The organism is Mesonia sp. HuA40 (assembly GCF_008017835.1).
Classification (GTDB): domain Bacteria; phylum Bacteroidota; class Bacteroidia; order Flavobacteriales; family Flavobacteriaceae; genus Mesonia.
Genome location: NZ_VRLT01000059.1, coordinates 119,523 through 137,922 on the forward strand (window position 1 = coordinate 119,523; position 18,400 = coordinate 137,922).

18 protein-coding genes are annotated in these 18,400 nt (G+C 32.9%); 9 read left to right on the top strand and 9 right to left on the bottom strand.

Translation table 11 applies throughout. The features are described 5' to 3' along the window. Positions 1-14: 14 nt before the first annotated feature. Complete coding sequence (gene galE / locus FT993_RS10260; RefSeq protein WP_147862461.1) at positions 15-1,049, top strand: UDP-glucose 4-epimerase GalE; 1,035 nt, start codon at positions 15-17, stop codon at positions 1,047-1,049. Positions 1,050-1,105: 56 nt separating this feature from the next. Here galE and FT993_RS10265 read toward each other — a convergent pair whose 3' ends face one another. Next, positions 1,106-1,504 carry a hypothetical protein gene (locus FT993_RS10265; RefSeq protein WP_147862462.1) on the bottom strand — a complete coding sequence of 133 codons (399 nt, stop codon included), beginning with the start codon at positions 1,502-1,504 and terminating at the stop codon, positions 1,106-1,108. A 247-nt stretch (positions 1,505-1,751) separates the two neighbouring features. Between FT993_RS10265 and FT993_RS10270 the strand changes: the two genes are divergently transcribed. Then, the gene (locus FT993_RS10270) at positions 1,752-3,275 is read left to right on the top strand and encodes a DEAD/DEAH box helicase (protein ID WP_147862720.1); all 1,524 of its coding nucleotides are present in this window, start codon (positions 1,752-1,754) and stop codon (positions 3,273-3,275) included. 95 nt (positions 3,276-3,370) lie between these two features. On the opposite strand, the gene FT993_RS10275 is transcribed toward FT993_RS10270, so the two are convergent. Together FT993_RS10275 and FT993_RS10280 are read right to left on the bottom strand one after the other, a co-directional pair. After that, on the bottom strand, positions 3,371-3,991 hold the full coding sequence (locus FT993_RS10275; RefSeq protein WP_147862463.1) for a YqaA family protein: 621 nt from the start codon (positions 3,989-3,991) through the stop codon (positions 3,371-3,373). A 72-nt stretch (positions 3,992-4,063) separates the two neighbouring features. Continuing rightward, positions 4,064-5,353 carry a mechanosensitive ion channel family protein gene (locus FT993_RS10280; protein WP_147862464.1) on the bottom strand — a complete coding sequence of 430 codons (1,290 nt, stop codon included), beginning with the start codon at positions 5,351-5,353 and terminating at the stop codon, positions 4,064-4,066. Between the two features lie 126 nt (positions 5,354-5,479). On the opposite strand from FT993_RS10280, the gene FT993_RS10285 reads away from it, so the two are divergent. Further along, on the top strand, positions 5,480-7,651 hold the full coding sequence (locus FT993_RS10285) for an FUSC family protein (RefSeq protein ID WP_147862465.1): 2,172 nt from the start codon (positions 5,480-5,482) through the stop codon (positions 7,649-7,651). A 3-nt stretch (positions 7,652-7,654) separates the two neighbouring features. After that, positions 7,655-8,542, top strand: a complete 888-nt coding sequence (locus FT993_RS10290) for an SdiA-regulated domain-containing protein (protein WP_147862466.1) — start codon at positions 7,655-7,657, stop codon at positions 8,540-8,542. Between the two features lie 5 nt (positions 8,543-8,547). Here the strand turns inward: FT993_RS10290 and FT993_RS10295 are convergent, their stop codons facing one another. Continuing rightward, positions 8,548-10,839 carry a transglycosylase domain-containing protein gene (locus tag FT993_RS10295; protein WP_147862467.1) on the bottom strand — a complete coding sequence of 764 codons (2,292 nt, stop codon included), beginning with the start codon at positions 10,837-10,839 and terminating at the stop codon, positions 8,548-8,550. A 206-nt stretch (positions 10,840-11,045) separates the two neighbouring features. Here FT993_RS10295 and FT993_RS10300 point away from each other — a divergent pair, with 206 nt between their 5' ends. After that, entirely contained in the window at positions 11,046-11,774 is a 729-nt protein-coding gene (locus FT993_RS10300) for an SDR family oxidoreductase (protein WP_187240803.1), read from the top strand. An 8-nt stretch (positions 11,775-11,782) separates the two neighbouring features. Continuing rightward, complete coding sequence (locus FT993_RS10305) at positions 11,783-12,736, top strand: aldo/keto reductase (protein WP_147862468.1); 954 nt, start codon at positions 11,783-11,785, stop codon at positions 12,734-12,736. A 36-nt stretch (positions 12,737-12,772) separates the two neighbouring features. Here FT993_RS10305 and FT993_RS10310 read toward each other — a convergent pair whose 3' ends face one another. From FT993_RS10310 to FT993_RS10320, 3 genes are all read right to left on the bottom strand, one after another. Further along, a complete protein-coding gene (locus FT993_RS10310; protein ID WP_147862469.1) occupies positions 12,773-13,639 on the bottom strand; it encodes an RNA polymerase sigma factor RpoD/SigA in 867 nt (288 codons plus the stop codon). Between the two features lie 153 nt (positions 13,640-13,792). Further along, a complete protein-coding gene (locus FT993_RS10315) occupies positions 13,793-14,221 on the bottom strand; it encodes a peptidylprolyl isomerase (protein ID WP_147862470.1) in 429 nt (142 codons plus the stop codon). 196 nt (positions 14,222-14,417) lie between these two features. Beyond that, complete coding sequence (locus FT993_RS10320) at positions 14,418-15,242, bottom strand: OmpA family protein (protein ID WP_147862471.1); 825 nt, start codon at positions 15,240-15,242, stop codon at positions 14,418-14,420. 153 nt (positions 15,243-15,395) lie between these two features. On the opposite strand from FT993_RS10320, the gene FT993_RS10325 reads away from it, so the two are divergent. The 3 genes from FT993_RS10325 (at position 15,396) to FT993_RS10335 (ending at position 16,897) form a co-directional block, all read left to right on the top strand. Then, a complete protein-coding gene (locus tag FT993_RS10325; RefSeq protein ID WP_147862472.1) occupies positions 15,396-16,055 on the top strand; it encodes a hypothetical protein in 660 nt (219 codons plus the stop codon). Continuing rightward, positions 16,045-16,590 carry a DUF4251 domain-containing protein gene (locus tag FT993_RS10330; RefSeq protein WP_147862473.1) on the top strand — a complete coding sequence of 182 codons (546 nt, stop codon included), beginning with the start codon at positions 16,045-16,047 and terminating at the stop codon, positions 16,588-16,590. The genes FT993_RS10325 and FT993_RS10330 overlap by 11 nt, the downstream gene beginning before the upstream one ends. 139 nt (positions 16,591-16,729) lie before the next feature. Next, complete coding sequence (locus tag FT993_RS10335) at positions 16,730-16,897, top strand: Lacal_2735 family protein (RefSeq protein ID WP_147862474.1); 168 nt, start codon at positions 16,730-16,732, stop codon at positions 16,895-16,897. Between the two features lie 8 nt (positions 16,898-16,905). On the opposite strand, the gene FT993_RS10340 is transcribed toward FT993_RS10335, so the two are convergent. Together FT993_RS10340 and upp are read right to left on the bottom strand one after the other, a co-directional pair. Beyond that, a complete protein-coding gene (locus FT993_RS10340) occupies positions 16,906-17,724 on the bottom strand; it encodes a phospholipase A (protein ID WP_255504471.1) in 819 nt (272 codons plus the stop codon). 17 nt (positions 17,725-17,741) lie between these two features. After that, complete coding sequence (gene upp, locus FT993_RS10345; protein ID WP_147862476.1) at positions 17,742-18,398, bottom strand: uracil phosphoribosyltransferase; 657 nt, start codon at positions 18,396-18,398, stop codon at positions 17,742-17,744. Positions 18,399-18,400: the final 2 nt, after the last annotated feature.

The window sequence follows — 18,400 nt, forward strand, 5'->3', positions numbered from 1 at the left end:
TTAAAATAAGAAACATGAAAATTTTAGTAACAGGAGGTCTTGGTTACATTGGATCACATACGGTTGTTCAATTACTTCAAAAAAACTATGAAGTCATAATCATTGATAATTTATCAAATTCTAGCTTTACAACCTTAGAAGGAATTTGTAGTATAACCAATAAATCTCCTAAATTTTCAAGATTAGATTTAAGAAATCCTTTAAAGGTACAGCAGTTTTTTGATGAACATCCAGACATACAGGGTGTAATTCATTTTGCAGCATCGAAGGCCGTGGGCGAAAGTGTTGAGAAGCCTTTATTGTATTATGAAAACAACCTCAATACGCTTGTTTTTCTTTTGCAGGAAATGCGAAGAAGAAATCTTAATAATTTTATTTTCAGTTCTTCTTGTACCGTTTACGGTCAAGCCGATTTATTACCCATAAACGAAAATGCTCCTGTAAAAACGGCAGAGTCGCCTTATGGGAATACTAAACAGATAGGAGAAGAAATTATAAAAGACTTTAGCAAAAGTGAAAAACAGTTTAAAGCTATCGCTTTGCGTTACTTTAACCCAATTGGGGCACATCCTTCTGCGCGCATTGGAGAGTTACCTATGGGAGTGCCACAAAATTTAGTACCCTTTATAACACAAACCGCTATAGGAAAACGAGAGAAATTATCTGTTTTTGGAGATGATTACGATACCGCAGATGGGACAGCCATTCGAGATTATATTCACGTAATGGATTTAGCCGAAGCGCATATGGTAGCTTTAGAACGATTAATTAAAGGGAAACAAGCTAAAAACTACGAGGTTTTTAATATAGGTACAGGAAAAGGAAGCTCGGTAATGGAGGTCATAAGGGCTTTTGAAAAAGTAACGGGACAAGCCTTAAATTATGTTTTAACAAGTAGAAGACCAGGAGATGTAGAGGCAGCATTTGCAGATACTAAAAAAGCAAACCAAGAACTGGGATGGACGGCTAAACACAGTCTTGAAGAAGCCTTAACTAGCGCCTGGGCTTGGGAAAAAAGATTAGCCGAGGCCGAAAAAAATGAAATATAATTATAAGATAAAGCCCGTTAAACTAACGGGCTTTATCTTATAAATTTAAAAAATTACTAGAATTCGTAATTTTGCAAAGCTTCGTTATACTCTCTAATTTCTTCTATATTCAATTTGTTGTCGCTATCTTTAATAAGATTAATGAAATAAATCATGCTTTGATCAGCATCAAATTCACTCTCCGTCTCAGAAGCTTCCATGGTTTCTTCTTCTAGCTCATCTTCTTCCGAAACCTCTATAGGCTCTTCTTCTGGAATAGGAATATCAAAAGTAAAAGTTTCTTCAATATGCTCATAAGCTAAACGCAAAGCTTTGGCTACAACCGGTCTTTTTTCTTCAACCGCAAATGGACGTAGCTCTTTCAAGTCGGCTACTAGAGTATTGGCAATGATTCCTACTTGATTAAGCTCATCTAAAATTTTGGCTATAAGTTTTTGTGCTTTTGGATTATTCAATGTAGCTAGTTTTTAATGTTATTAGAAATGCAAAAGTAAGGGTTTATGTCTAAAAATGTTCAAGCTAGACTTAAAATTATCATCTAATTTTTTTTAGGTACAGATTAATGTTTTGATTTACAAACCGATAAATTTAAAACTATAATTTCTTTTAAAATAGGCTGCAAATTCCTTTAAAACTGCTTAATTTTGCAGGATTAAATTTTTAACAGGATTAACATTTAAGACTTCTTTAATGACCGATATTATGGTGGAGAATACGAAAGACAAAATTGAGAAAAGCAATACCGAAAAAGAATTGTATGGCTATCAACAAGAAGATTTGAATAAAATATTTTCTTACTTAGATGAAGCACCAGACAACTTTAATTTGCTATATCAATTGCCAACAGGTGGAGGAAAAACCGTTATATTCTCGGAAATTGTTCGGCGTTATATTAATCAAACAGACAAAAAGGTTGTTATTTTAACGCACAGGATTGAGCTATGTAAGCAGACCTCAAAAATGTTGAAAGGATTTGGGGTAAAAAACAAGATTATTAATTCAAAAGTAAAAGAGCTTCCCGATCAAGACGATTATCAATGTTTTGTTGCAATGGTTGAAACTTTGAATAACCGCTTAAATGATGATAAATTAGAAGTAGCCGATGTTGGCTTAGTGATTATAGATGAAGCGCATTATAATTCATTCACAAAATTATTTAAGTATTTTGAAGACTCATTTATTTTAGGTGTTACGGCAACTCCTTTAAGTTCTAACATTAAGTTGCCGATGAAAGACAACTACCAAGAACTAATAGTTGGTAACTCCATTCCATCATTAATACAGCAAGGATTCTTAGCGCGAGCAAAAACTTATAGCTATGATGTAGGTTTAACCTCGTTACAGGTAGGTATTAATGGAGATTACACCGTAAAATCATCTGAAGATCTTTATACAAATATGTCAATGCAAAATAAGCTTGTTCAGGCTTATGAGGAGCATTGTAAAGGTAAAAAGACCCTAATTTTTAATAACGGGATAAATACTTCGTGGTACGTCTATCAAACTTTTAAAGATGCTGGATATGAAATCAAACACTTAGACAACACCCATTCTAAAAAAGAAAGAAAAGAAATTCTTAAGTGGTTTAAAAATAAACCCGATGCTATCCTAACCTCAGTGAGTATTTTAACTACCGGTTTTGATGAGCCTACTGTTGAAAATATTATTTTAAATCGAGCTACTAAATCTTTAACGCTCTATTACCAAATGATTGGTCGTGGTTCTCGTAAATTACCAGGGAAAGACACTTTTAATGTTATTGATTTGGGAAACAATGCCGCGCGTTTTGGGCTTTGGGATGCACCAGTAGATTGGCAGCTTATATTTAAAAATCCAGACTACTTCTTAGAGAATATTACTGGTGATGAGGAGATAGAAAGAGAGTTTAAGTACAAGATGCCCGCTGAAGTAAGGGAAATGTTTAAAAACTCAGAAGATATTGAGTTTGATATAAAAGCAGCATATGAGAAGGCGGTGAATAATGGCGAGAAATCAAAAAAGGTTTTAGAAGCTTCAATAGAGCAGCATGCCAAAATGTGTATAGAGAATAGTGAAGATGTGTTTGACGCTAGAATTTTGGCAAGAGAATTAGCCGATGATATTAGAGACCGAGTGAAGCGCTATTCTTACTGCATTATTAATAATACTAAAAATTACCGTGACTGGCTGTACGAGGATTACAATCGAAAATTGCGTTCTAGAATCAATGAATTATTTATCGATTAACAAATAATCTCATTTAGAAAAATAAAAAACTAGCGGATTAACCGCTAGTTTTTTATTTTTTAATTTGTTTTTAAAGTTTTCTATGCGATTAGTATTTAGTTTAGGGCGCCAAAAATCATTACACCATAAATGAAAAAGCGTAAAAAGCGCAATAGACCAAAAAGCAAATAACTGCCAAAAGGGAATTTAATTATACCGGCTGCTATACTCGAAATAGCAAACGGAACAGGTAGTAGAGCTCCTACCACAATTAAAAATCCTCCCCATTTTCGCATATTTTTAATATGCTTGGCCATTTTTACTTCAAGGTAAACAAAAACCGAAGGAATACTTGCAATTCCGCGTCCAGCGAAATAAGACACTATTCCGCCTAAATAAGACAATAAGGCCAAAGTAAACAAATACCAATTAGGATGCAATGATTTTCCTGCCCAAGCAATAAAGATTTCAGGCGGGATGAGTCCTAATATAGATTCAGACAAAAAGAAAACGCTTAACACCCCAACGGGCGGAAAATTAGCAGTAATATAAGCCAATACATCATTGATATCTATTACGAAAAAATGAACAGCAATAAGTCCAACTACAAAAACGGCAATAGGAATGGCTGCTTTAAGCAGAGATTTTCCTACAAACGAGTAAAATCCAGTGTATGAATAATACTGGTGCAGTAATTTCCAACGGGGCTTTTTCTTAAAATTCTTGTTATTTGACATTTATTTGAGGCAAATATTAAAAGTTGCAAAGGTAAGTTCAAATATTAGCTTCTACAAGTTAAAACATAGATTTTAAGATTGATTTTGGGGCGGAACAAAAGTGTTTTTCTCGTTCTTTTCCATAATTGAACTACTGGGTAATTCGTAAACTTCTAATTTAAAGTATGGTAATGCTGCTAGTACATGATCAAAAATATCTGAGACAATACCTTCATAGTTCAACCAAACCTTATCTGCCGAAAAGGCATATACTTCTAAGGGTGTTCCTTGTGCCGTAGGGGGGAGCTGTCTTACCATTGCTATCATTTCATGATTTATTTTAGGATGGTTGGCAAGGTATAATTCTATATATCTCCTAAAAACACCAATATTGGTGAGGTTTCGCCCATTCACTATATGCGATTTATTAATATTATATTGCGTGTTGTATTGCTCTATTTCTTTAGATTTTTCATCTAAATAGGGGGCTATTAATTGAATTTTTTTTAAATCTTCTATATCTTCAGAACTCAAAAAACGGATAGAATTTGTTTTGATATTTACGGCGCGCTTAATTCGACGACCACCCGAAACACTCATTCCTCGCCAGTTTTTAAATGAATCAGATATCAAGTAATATGTAGGTATACTGGTAATGGTTTTATCAAAATTTCTTATTTTAACAGATGATAAATTTATTTCTATAACATCTCCATCTGCTCCATACTTTTCCATAGTGATCCAATCACCAATTCGAACAGTGTCATTTACAGCTACCTGAATGCTAGCTACAAATCCTAGAATGGTATCCTTAAAAATCAGTAAAATTATGGCGGATAAAGCTCCTAATGCGGTTAAAAATTGCCAAACCGATTTTCCTGTTAGCAAGCTGAAAATTATTATGCCTCCAAAAAGCCAAATAAAAATCATAACCACTTGTATGTAGCTTTCTATAGGCTTATCTTTAAAACTATTTAGCGTTCGTAGAAAATCTCTTAAACTTCTTAAGACACTGCGTATGAACCAAATGCTAATGATAATACTAGCAAGATCTAATAAGATAATTGATTCATCTCTCAATGCAGGGAAATCGATTAAAAGATAAGGTAACATTGAGCGATAAAACAACAGCGTAATCAAATGAGTGAGGTGGGTAAGTGCATTGTTTTTAAAAAGAAAATCGTCAAAAACGGTTTTGGTTTTTCTCACCAGTTTACCAAAACTTGTGATTAGAATTTTACGGATTAAGAAGTTAAAAAGATAACCTAAAATTAAAAGAAGAATAAGATTGAACGTAAAATTACCATATTGCGCCATAGCGTCAGTCCAATTGTAATCCCTTAACCAATGGTACGCCCAACGCGCTGTTTCTTTATACTGCATTAAATTTTAAATTTATGTAAAAATACTAGTACTTTACTCGCTAAACAAGTACATAACCAATATTTTATAATAAGTTTGCGACATCAATTAAACCCAATAAAAATATAATTCTTTGGATTAGGAACGATGTTTAAAAGATTTAAAAATATTATCAATGATACCGATTTTATAAAAGCCTGGCTGTTATTATTTTCGATATTTGTGCCGGTTTTTTTCTTTTATTTGGTTGATGCTATGCCTTATGGAATAGCCATGGCATTAGGAGTGTTTTTAATTGCTCCAAGTGATATACAGGGGAATTTGAAACATCGGTTTTACGGTATGGTTTCAGCGGCAATTTTGGCTGTTTTAGGTTCGCTTATAGGAGAGATAACCCAATTCAATTTAACGTTGAATTTAATTTGTCTTTTTCTCTTTGTTTTCTTTACCGCGAGTGTCGCAGTATATGGTTTTAGAGCATCTTTAGTTAGTTTTTCTGGGCTTTTAGCAATCGTTTTAAGTTATGCCAATTTTAGTAAAGAAACAGGTCTTGGTTTGCACCTTCTATTTTTAGGTTTAGGATGTTGCTGGTATATTTTAGTTAGTACGCTATATATTATCATTCGGCCCCATAGCTATATAAAAAGGCAGCTAGGTAACCTGGCAAATAAAACCGCTCAATTTTTGGTTTTACGGCAGAAAATAATTGAAAAGCCAAAAAATCTAACTAAGTATTTAGAAAAACAAAATCAACTTCATATAGAAATAAATGAACTGCACGAGAGTTTGCGCGAGAGCTTAATTAGCAATAGAAAAATCTATGGACAGTCAAACACCAATAGGCGTAATTTATTAATTTTCACAGAGCTTATTGATATTTTTGAAGTAGCATTAGCCAATCCAATTGATTATAATTGGCTTACAGATTTTAAAAAGACTACTCCTCAAATTATAAAATTATTTTCAGAATTGCAATCGGATTTAGCTAAACGACTATTACATTTTTCTTCCTATTTCCTATCTGAAGTAAAGCTTGATAAAAAAGATGGTATACGTTTAAAAATCAAGAAACTAAGAGATGTTTTGCAAAATGATTCATCTTTAAAAAGTGATATAGAATCAAAAGCGACACTTAAAACATGGTTTAATCAGGAAATTAGCATATATGAAAAACTTAGTCATATTGAACGTATAGTACTAAACCTAAAAAGCAAAGACAAGTTAGCTAAATTAACTTCTAAAAGCATAAATCGTTTTCTTACACCGGTAGACTATAGTTTTAAAGTTTATAAAAATCAACTGAGTTTTAAAAATATTATACTAAGACATGCTTTACGTTTGGCTGTTTTGATGGTATTGGGTGTCATAGTTGGCAAGTGGTTTGCTCTACAGAATGCTTATTGGATTGTTTTAACTACTCTGGTTATTTTAAGACCAAATTTCGGTTTAACAAAAGAACGATCTGTAAAACGGATTTTGGGCACGCTGCTTGGCGGTGCTATCGCTTTTTTAATTGTGTATCTATTTCATGATCCAATTTTATTCTTGGTACTTAGTATGCTTTGTTTAGTGATAGCATTCACTTTAATTCAAAAAAATTATATAGGGGCTGCTGCTTTTATAACGCTTAATGTTGTTTTTCTTTATGCTCTTTTGCAGCCCAATGTTTTAAGTGTAATTCAATATAGGTTATTAGATACTGTAATTGGTGCATCTTTAGCTTTTTGTGGAAATTTCTTTTTGTGGCCCACTTGGGAACACGCTAATTATCAAAAGGAGGTTAAGGAAGCTATAAAAGGTAGTTTGGCTTATTTTAATCAAATTAGAAAATTATATTCAACCAAAAATGAAGTTGACGATGAATATAAACTGGCAAGAAAATTTGCTTTTATAACGCAAGGAAATCTTAGCGCAGCGTTACAGCGTATGGCGCAAGAACCTAAGTCTAAGCAAGACGCTTATCAAAAATTATACAAATACACTGCCTTAAACCAAACCTTTATATCTTCGTTAGCAAGCCTAGGTAATTTTATAAATACGCATAAGACAACTCAAATGTCAGAATCTTTTAATTTTATCGCTTCCTCTATAGCAGATAATTTAACCACCACTCTCCAAAATTTAGAAGGAAAATCAACTAGATTAGTTAGTAAAAAAGAAACCGAATCGTTAAAAAATGCTTATAACGATTTAAGTTACTCTTTAAATAAATTAACTTTGACTCAAAACGAAACAGAAAAAATTCAAGAAGCTATTTTAATTTATGAACAAATGAAATGGCTTTATGAGATTTCTGAAAAACTAAAAAAAATTAGCTAGTGTATGGGATCTTATTTTAAAAGTCCACCGTTTTTTATTACCATCGGTATCTTAGCTTTTGTAGGAATTATTTATTTCAATTTTAAAGATCATTATAAAATTGACTACGATAATCCTTCTGAGGTAATTATTAAAAACACTTGGAAATTACCAAGAGAGTTAGAAGAAGTATCGGGAATTGTTTATCTCAACGATAAACAATTAGCCTGTGTACAAGATGAAATGGGGCTTATTTATTTGTACAATATAGTAATTGGTAAGGTTGAACAAACCATTGAATTTGGTCCGCAAGATGATTATGAAGGCATCGCTTTTAATGGTAATGATCTTTACACCGTAACTAGTGCTGGTAAAATATTTGAAATTAAAAGCTATTTATCAGATTCTATTAATATCAATACTTACCAAACTAAATTATCTCCAAAACATGATATTGAAGGTTTTACCTATAACCCTGCTAAAAATCAGTTATGGCTGGCAGCAAAACAAAATGGGCACAAGGATGAAAAATATAAAGGTGTTTATGCTTTTGATCTAACTTCGAAAAGGTTTATAGAAGAACCGATATTCAAATTGAAGTTTGATAATCCCATTTTTAAAGAACTTAAAGATGTAGGTAGTAAAAAAATTTTTAGAACATCAGAAATTGCCATTCATCCTCAAACAAAAGATATTTATATGTTAGATGCTAAAATCCCAAAGCTCTTGATTTTAAATCGTAACTGGGAAGCAGAAAAATTAATTGTTTTAGATCCTGATCAGCATCCGCAACCAGAGGGCATAACTTTTAGTCCAGATGGAAAAATATTTTTATCTAATGAGGGGGAGTGGAAGCCAGCCACCATTCATAGGGTTGAAATAAAGAACAAAAAGGCTACCAAAAAGAAATAAAAACTTTAATTCTTTTTAAACCAAGAGAAAATTCCCTTTTTCTTTTTCTGTTTATCTTCGTGAAAGGTTTTTTCATCCTTATTTTTTCCAAATATTCGTTTTAGAAGTCCATCTTTTTTTTCATCATCACATTCAATGGCCTTTTTCACTTCTTTTGATATTGGTTCAAATCGCGCTTGGGTTATCGCATCAAATTCTTTAATTTTTGACAGAGCCGAATAAAACTCAGCAAACATTGGTAGAGCAGCATTTGCCCCCTGACCGATAGCGGTAGAACTAAAGTTAATTTTGGCATTATCATTTCCTACCCAAGTTAAGCAAACTAGTTTTGGTGTAATTGCAGCGAACCAAGCATCCTTATTATTTTGAGTGGTTCCTGTTTTTCCGGCAATGGCATTATTTAATCTGTAGGTTGTTCGCAATCGTCTAGCAGTTCCTTTGTTTACGGTTGATTGCATAAACGAAAGCATAACTTGTCTTGTAAAGTTTGAAAATGCAGCCTCTTTTTTATTGCTTTTATTTTGTTGCTCTTGGCTCCAAATAATTTCTCCTCTTTTATTTTTAATTGTTTTTATAAATACAGGTTCTGGTGCCATTCCATCATTCACAAAAGTTGAATAAACCCGAGCCATATCTAAAAGTTTCACATCGGTAACCCCTAATGCAATTGAGGGTACTTTTGGCAACTCCTGTTGAATCCCCATTTTTTTTGCCTGTTCAATTGTTTTTTCAATTCCCACTTCTTGCAATACTTTTACGGCAATAGTATTTATAGATTCGCTTAAAGCTCTTTCTAGAGAATAATTAATATGTTCGGGCTCCTTATCTTTTTTAGAGGCATTTTTCGGGGTCCAATTCTTCATATCGGTATAAGTTACCGCACTAGGGTTGTAGTAGTGGCAAGGGGCTAATCCGTTTTCAATAGCGGCTGTATAAACAATCGGTTTAAATAAAGATCCTACTTGTCTTTTGCTTTGACTTACATGATCGTATTTAAAATAAGTGTAATCGATACCTCCAAGATAAGACTTAATTTCCCCAGTATTTGGTTCTAAGGCGACAAAACCCAAATTTAAAAATTTGGAATAATGCTCAATACTATCTAAAATGCTAAGGTTTTTGACAGTCGGTTCCTTCCAATCAAAAACCTTAACCTTTTGTTTTCTGTTTAAGGAATCTTTAATCTCAGTCAAACTTAAATTCTGACTTTTTAGTTTTTTATAATAAGGTAATTGTTGCAGTGCCCAGTTGAAGGCTGTCTTATTCCTAAGCCAAGGTGCATTTTTACCATAGCCTTTTTCAAATTGACTTTGTAAACGCGACATATGTTTTTTCATAGCCCGTTCGGCAACTAATTGCATAGGTTTGTTCAAAGTAGTTTCTATTCGCAAACCATCGGTTAAAATATTATACAGTTCGCCATTAGCTTGTTTAAGTTTATGTTTTTGTATTATTTGCTCAGTTTGTTGTCTAACCTTTGCTCTAAAATAACCCGCAACACCTTGGTTGGGGGAAAAGTATTGGTAATCTAACTTGATTTTTTGAGCAATTAATTGGTTTGTTTTTTTAGTACTTAAATAATTGTATTTATTCATTTGTTTCAAGACCACATCACGCCTTAACTGCGAACGTTCTGGAAATAATCTTGGATTATAGCTATGATTTGCCTTTAAACTGCCTATTAGCGTGGCGGATTGCGCCACTGTTAAATTTTTTGTTTTGGTATTAAAGAATTTAAAGGCAGCACTTTCAACACCATAAGTGTTATCTGGGAAAGGAACTGTGTTTAAATACAGTTCAATAATTTCTTCTTTTGAATATAAATCTTCAATACGTTGGGCAACAATACTTTCTTTAAGTTTATTGATTACAATGCTAAAAACCGGGTATGCCTCTCTTCCGTAAAGATTTTTAGCCAATTGTAAGGTTAATGTGCTACCGCCACCAGAAGACTTATCGGATAATAAAATAGTTTTAAAGAATACCCTTAATAAGCTTTTAGCATCAATACCATCGTGATCATAAAATCGCGAATCTTCTGTAGCAATTAAAGCATTTACAAGATGAGGAGGAAATTCTGAAAAAGATACAGCCTGCCGGTCATAAATATATACCTTGCCTAATAAAGAGCCTTGATCGTCAACTATTTCGGTTGCGACACTTTGTTTTAAATTTTTTAATTCCTCTTTTGAGGGTATTTTTCCAAACGCACCCCAATATATGCTTAAATAAAAGGCTATAAAAACAATGCCTAAGCCAGCAAAGAGCCATAATATTTTTTTTAACCAAACTTTCATGCTTGTTTTTTAGTACAAATTACTGGATTAGCCTTTAAATATACATAAATTTTCTGCAGAGTTTAACACAGCAATATAATCAATAAGATATTTTATTTTTACTTAAAGCCATTACGGATTTTTGAATTCGTTAAAAAAAAACTAAACTAACTAATGATTGTGGCATTTCAAATTAGTCAACTTATATTTAAAATAAAATCTAAAAAATGATGAAAATAAAGGGTAAAACAGCTTTAATCACTGGAGGATCAAAAGGAATTGGTTTAGGAATAGCCGAAGCTTTACTTAAGGAAGGCGTAAACGTAGCTATAACCAGTAGGTCGCTTAGCAAAGCTGAAGAAACCGCAGCCAAATTAAATGCAAAATTCGATCAGGCAAAAGCAATAGGCCTAAAGGCAGATGTACGTAACTTTCAAGAACAACAGGAGGCCGTACAACAAACCTTAAAACAGTTTAGCCAATTAGATTATGTAATAGCTAACGCAGGTTTAGGCCATTTTGCTCCCATTTTCGAATTGACAGAAGAACAGTGGAAAGAAACTATTGATACCAACTTAAGCGGAGTATTTTATTCGGCTAAAGCAAGTATTGATGCTTTGAGTAAAACAAAAGGATATTTTATAAGTATTTCTAGTTTAGCCGGATGTAATTTTTTTGCAGGAGGGGCGGCTTACAATGCTAGTAAATTTGGAGTTACTGGTTTTACACAAGCCATGATGCTTGATGTACGAGATAAAGGCATTAAGGTATCAACCATTATGCCTGGTTCTGTTTCTACCCATTTTAACGGGAATAACCCTAATGTTAATGAAGAACAAGAAGCTTGGAAAATACAAATAGAAGATTTAGGTGAGATAGTAGTTAATTTATTTAAAATGCATCCAAGAACTCTACCTAGTAAAATTGAAGTAAGACCAGCACAAACTAAAAAGTAGAAGGCAAAATGGAGTTAAAAAATTTAGGAACCACTAGTATAAAAATACCGCCAATAGTGTTTGGCGGTAATGTATTTGGTTGGACAGTAGATAAATACCAAAGCTTCAAATTATTAGATGAATTAGTTAGCTTGGGTTTTAATGCCATAGATACTGCAGATGTTTATTCAAGGTGGGCTACGGGAAACCAAGGTGGTGAGTCAGAAATTATCATAGGGGAGTGGATGCAGCGGAATAAAAACAGAGATAAAATCAGTCTTTTTACTAAAGTAGGCAGCAATATGAGCCCTGGCGGTGAAAAAAATATCTCAAAAAAATATATTTTAAAAGCGGTAGAAGATTCACTTAACCGCCTAAAAACAGACTACATCGATCTTTATTTCACCCATTATGATGATAATAAAACTCCAGTTTCAGAAACTTTAAGTGCTTATGAGCAGTTGATAAGAGAAGGGAAGGTAAGACATATTGGAGCTTCAAATCTTTCACCCGAACGATTAATGGAAAATTTAGAGGTAAGTCAGACAGAAAATTTACCCAAATACGAAGTTTTTCAACCGCTATATAACTTTCTTGATCGTGAAGAATTTGAAAAATCAATACAAGCGATTTGCAAGGAGCATAAATTAGGAGTGATTAGTTATTTTTCGCTTGCTAGCGGATTTCTAACAGGAAAGTATAAAACCGAAATGGATTTTGAAGGTACTAAAAGAAAACAGTTTGCCCAAAAATATTTAAATCACAAAAATTTAAGTATTTTAAATCAAATGGAAAATATTGCGAACGAACATCAAGTGGGTTTAGCAGCGGTAGCTTTGCGCTGGATTATGCAACGACCAGTCATTTCAGCTCCAATCGCGAGTGCTACAAATACAAGCCAATTGTCGGCGTTTAAAGAAGCTATTTCATTTAAATTGAGTGAGGAACAGATGAGTATTTTGAATAATTGGAGCAAAGCATAAAAAAAGCTGTGCTTTTAAGCACAGCTTTTTTTTAGATTATCCTAAATATTTTTTCAAAATTTTATTTTTAGACTGATGTTTTAATCGTCTAATTCCTTTTTCTCTAATTTGTCTAACCCGTTCACGGCTTAAGTCAAAAGTATCTCCAATTTCTTGTAAGGTCATCGCTGGTTGATTGCCAATTCCATAATTAAGACGAATGACATCAGCTTCTCGAGTTGATAATGTGTCTAATGCTCGATTAATTTCAATGCTTAAAGAATCTTGCATTAAAGTATCATCAGGATTAGGAGATTCTCCAGAGCTTAAAACATCATACAAATTTGAGTCATTTTCACCATCTTTAAAAGGAGCATCCATAGAAAGATGGCGTCCCGAATTTTTTAAGGCGGTCTTTACCTGGCTAACCGACATATCTAACTCTTTCGCTATTTCTTCTGCACTAGGTGGTCGTTGTAAGCTTTGTTCTAGATGCGAAAATGCTTTATTTATTTTATTAATCACCCCAATTTTATTCAGCGGTAAGCGTACTACTCGTGATTGTTCGGCTAATGCTTGAAGAATAGATTGACGAATCCACCAAACCGCATAAGAAATGAATTTAAAACCACGTGTTTCATCAAAACGCTTAGCGGCTTTAACTAAACCAACATTTCCTTCATTAATTAAATCGGGAAGTTTTAAACCTTGATTTTGATATTGTTTGGCTACTGAAACAACAAATCTTAAATTGGCATTAGTTAGTTTTTCGAGCGCGCGTTGATCACCTTCACGAATACGCTGTGCTAATTCTACTTCTTCTTCGGCGGTAATTAAATCTACTTTACTAATGTCCTGCAAGTATTTATCTAAAGATTTTGACTCTCTATTAGTAACCTGCTTGGTAATTTTAAGCTGTCTCATATGATGCTAAACGTATTAAATGATTTATTAAACAGGACATTATACAATTTTTTTTTGATATTTCCAAATTTTTTTTGTAAGAATATCCCGGGTTTAAAAAACGCAGCCCTTAGGCTGCGTTTATTTATTTAGAAATGTTGATTTGGAGAGCAATTATTTAATTTCCATTACTTCCACATCAAAAACTAAATTTTTACCAGCCAATGGGTGGTTTGCGTCTACAATGATCGACTCATCTTTTACTTCGGCCACTCTTAATTGGCGCTCAGTTCCATCAGGATTTTTTGATACTAATCCCATACCCACTTGAGGCTCTATTTCTTGCGGTAATTGATTTTTAGGTACTTCTTGAAAAAGCTCTTCGCGAACCTCTCCATAAGCCTCTGTATGTGCAATATTAATGGTTTTCTTTTCGTTTACTTTCATGTCAATTAACCCGTTTTCAAAACCAGGTATAATTTGACCTTGTCCTAAGGTGAACTCAATTGGCTCACGCTCTAACGAACTGTCAAAAATTTGACCGTCTTCTAATTTCCCTGTGTAATGTACTTTAACCGTGTCATTTTGTTTAACTTGACTCATAAAATTATTTTTCTTGTTTTACTAATGGTGAGCATTTTACCCACTCACGCAAATTTGTTCAAAAGTGATGCCAAGGATAAAATAGTAGAATTATATATTTGAATATGACAATTATTCAGGTTTTTATGACAGGTGTTTTAAACAAAAAAAGCTCTTAAAGAGCTTTTTTTGTTTAAAATTTAATTCAACTATACTATTATTCTTCAAGCATGGCTAAAAACTTATCTAAATTTGGTAAAATTAAAATTCTTGTTCTTCTGTTTTTTTCTCTACCATCACGCGTTGAATTATCTGCTAATGGTAAATAACTACTTCGTCCTGCAGCAATTAGTTTTTTACCATCCACATTAAATTTGTCTTGAAGTAAACGTACAATAGAAGTAGATCTCCTTACGCTTAAATCCCAATTGTCTTGTAAATAAGATTCTTTTTTTATGGTTTGAGAATCAGTGTGGCCTTCAACCATAACTTCCATAGCTTCCTCAGAATTTACAACTTTTGCAATGCGTTTTAGTAGGGGGTAGGCCTTGGGATTTACCCAGTAACTTCCGCTTTTAAATAATAGCTTATCTGATATACTTATTTGTACAACCGTTTGATCTACATTAATATCAATATCGTCTTCCTCTCCGCCCAAATTCTTTTTAAGGTTGTGAGATATAGCTAAATTGATAGAATCTTCTAGCGTTTTTGCTTGAGCTAATTCTTTTTGATCAACTTGTTTTAAAGTAGAACGCATATTTTGTTTTGACTTTTCAGACATTACCGTTAAATCTTCAACAAAATCAAGTTTTTCTTCATTTTCTGCTTGCAAGCTATTAATCTTGGCGTAATACCCATTAACCTTAGCTTCAATTTTGGCAAATTTGTTTTCACAGTCCTCTTTATCTACCCGAGTCTGCATTAAAGTACTTTTAGTATCATTTAATTCGGTTTCAAGTGCTGTATATTTCTTTTTTGAAACACAAGAACTCAGGATTAGAATTGAACCTAAATACGTAAAACTTAATAATTTTTTCATTGCTTTTATTTTTGGTTTTATAACTTAAATAACCCACAAGTTTAAAGAAACGTATTTTCAAACTGCTATAATTATGTTAAAATAAGAAAGCCAACATAAAATTAATATTGGACTAATTTTTGATTATCTTTAAATAATTTAAATTGTAGTCTTATGAGAGTTTTTTTTGTATTGTGCTTTTTAAGTCTAACTTCGGTGTATGGCCAGTTTGATAACGAAAATACTGTGCGTTCTGGCGAATCACTTAATACTTCTTCAAAAAGTTTGAACACGCGTGGTTTTAGTCGAAGTTCACCTAGTTTAACTAATCCTAATAATACTTTATATAAAAATACCCGTAAGAAATGGTTGCAAGATGAGTCACCGCAATTTAGTATGGAGAAACAAGAGCAATTTATAGACCAAACCCAAGATTTTGATCCAAAATATCTGGCAAAACAGGAGGGAAGTAAAACTCCCGAAAAGTTTAAGAAAAATCAAAATTTCGGAGAATTTAAAAGTTCAGGTAAGTTTGTGAAGATAGTTTGTAGAGACCATATGGCGGTTGATGGCGATCAAGTACAAATAATTGTAAATGGAGAAATTCAAGTTCCTCGAATTACATTACAAGGTAGTTTTACAGAAGTACACGTAAATTTAAAGCCAGGTTTTAATAAGATAGATATTTTAGCTTTAAATCAAGGATTATCTGGTCCCAACACCGCAGAATTTAGACTGTATAACGATCAAGGTGTGGTATTGTCAAAAAATATATGGAATTTAGCCACGGGTTTTAAGGCAACAATGCTGGTAGTTAAAGAAGATGAGCAATAGAGATAAAATAAAGATATTTTTAGTATTTATGCCTTTTCTAGGGGTAATACTTTGGAGCTGTAATTCTTTAGATGCTATTCCCAGTGAAATTCCTAATCCTATAAAAATTAACAATTTTACGGCACATATTAAAACCGTTAGACCAACGGCTGGTCAAGCCTTACAGCAGGTTTTGTCTAAAACTAATATGATGATGCAAGGACATACAGCTAATCGAATTGATGTGAGTCAAGATCAGTATAAAATTAGTTTTAAGGATTCTATTTTTGAAAGTAATTTGCCATATTTTGGTGAATCTCAGCGAGGATTACGTATAGGGCAAAGCGGCATTCTGTTATCGGGTAAACCAAAAGATTTAGTAAAACGCTATTTAGCGGATAAAAAAGTAACACGTTACGAATTCATTATAGAAGATAAAGAAAATAATGAAAACTGGAATGCCAAATTAGAAGTGGTGAATAATGGAGCTGTTCGGTTATATTTATTTTCAAATTTACGGGATCCTATAGGATATGAGGGGAAACTCAATAATTAAAAATTAACTTTAAATAATTTCTATTTTACATAATATAAATTATAAGGTTTTTTGAACTTGAACAATTAGCAATATCATCATAAATTTTAAGGAGGAAATCTCTCCATATGAGTAAAATCTACTAGATTTAAAGAAAAAAATGTTCGGATTATTTAAGAAAAAATCAGAAAAAGAAAAACTACAGTCGCAATATGAAAAACTTATGGGCGAAGCCCATAAATTAGCTTCTACCAATAGGATGTTAAGCGACGAAAAAACTTTTCAAGCTAATGAGATTATGAAAAAATTAGGGCAATTAGAAAAATAATATGTGAATTAAAACCAAGCGAATTCCTTACCCTTTATTACAAAGCCTATGCGTATCATGCTTTGCGAGCGTCTATAGTCTAATAAACTCTCGGCTTGACCTAAATACCATTCTACCATTAAAAACTGATTAGCAATATTTCGTTTGAACGGATTAAAATAAATTCTTGTTCTCAAAGATCCATATTCAAAGTCAAGTCCTTTTCTAGCGCGCAGAGCTAAAGAAAGTTTGTTTGAAATTAATTTATGCTCGAGGTTTATTTCACCCAATCCTACATAATCTAATAGGTCTGGATTTCCTTCTTTACTAACAAATGGCAGCCAAATCTTTAAACTTATGTTAGTTTGAGGTGACAATTGTGTAATATAAGCTGCGCTTAGCCTATTCCAACTACGGCTATATATACTATCGCGACCATTTGACTCGTGCTCTATTGAAATACTTGCAATCCCTCGTAATTGTTCATTTTTATCAAATACAAACTTACCTAGGCTTATAGAAGGGTGAAAATTCAAATCCCGAAAAGGAAACGAATCTTCAAAAATATTCCAAAACGCTTTTTGTGTATAAGTTAATAAAACATACGTATCGAACGGTAAAGGCTCTTTGGTTAAAATCTGTTTAAAGCTAACCTGATATTTAGCGTTTGATGTTTGGCTGTTTATGTTTTTATTTATGGGTGCTCCAACAATAAAGTAATTGTCTAAATGATTAGAAAAATAAGATATTTCTCTAATAGAATCATTTATTTGATCTCTTGTAAATCTTTGTGCTTGTAACCAATTGAACCCGCTAAGGAGAATAAATAAAGCAAATGTTTTTTTCAAAAGTTTTAGAGTATAGATTAATGTTGCATTTTTTTTCCATAGCATAAATCGCCTGCATCGCCAAGACCTGGGACTATGTATCCTTGATCATTCAATTTCTCATCGATTGTAGCAATCCATAAATGGGTATTGTTGGGGAACTCTTTTTGCAATAGCTCTACTCCCGCTTTTGCACCTATTACTGCTACTAAATGAATCTCCTTCGGGTTACCCATTTGTTTTATGGCATTATAAACATTAACAAATGATCGGCCGGTAGCTAACATAGGATCGGCAATAATTAAAGTCTTTTTATCAATTGCAGGTGAAGCCATATATTCTACCCGTATTTCAAAATCAGTTTGATTTAAGTGGTGTCTGTAAGCAGATATGAAGGAGTTTTCGGCCTTATCAAAATAATTTAATAAACCTTGATGAAGCGGAAGTCCAGCTCTTAAAATTGAACATACCACCAATTTATCTTTTAAAGTATTTACTTGTTTAGAACCTAAAGGAGTTTGAATTTCTTGATGAGTATAACTTAGTTTCTTACTGAGTTCATAGCCTAGAATTTCACCTACTCGCTCAATATTTCTTCTAAAGCGCAAACTATCCTTTTGTATGTTTATGTCACGTAGCTCTGAAATGAAGGTGTTGAGTACGGAGTTATTATCAAGTAAATGATGAATATGCATAG